General features: G+C 54.6%; 1 rRNA gene. It reads left to right on the forward strand.

The annotated features are described in order from the left end of the window. Positions 1-449 (forward strand): 23S ribosomal RNA (locus tag TR61_RS19480); the annotation flags it as partial.

Raw genomic sequence — 449 nt, forward strand, 5'->3', positions numbered from 1 at the left:
ATAAAAGGTACGCCGGGGATAACAGGCTGATACTGCCCAAGAGTCCATATCGACGGCAGTGTTTGGCACCTCGATGTCGGCTCATCTCATCCTGGGGCTGGAGCAGGTCCCAAGGGTACGGCTGTTCGCCGTTTAAAGAGGTACGTGAGCTGGGTTTAGAACGTCGTGAGACAGTTCGGTCCCTATCTGCCGTGGACGTTTGAGATTTGAGAGGGGCTGCTCCTAGTACGAGAGGACCGGAGTGGACGAACCTCTGGTGTTCCGGTTGTCACGCCAGTGGCATTGCCGGGTAGCTATGTTCGGAATAGATAACCGCTGAAAGCATCTAAGCGGGAAACTAGCCTCAAGATGAGATCTCACTGGGACCTTGAGTCCCCTGAAGGGCCGTCGAAGACTACGACGTTGATAGGTTGGGTGTGTAAGCGCTGTGAGGCGTTGAGCTAACCAAT

Origin of the sequence: Aestuariivita boseongensis, assembly GCF_001262635.1 — a bacterium.
Taxonomy (GTDB): domain Bacteria; phylum Pseudomonadota; class Alphaproteobacteria; order Rhodobacterales; family Rhodobacteraceae; genus Aestuariivita; species Aestuariivita boseongensis.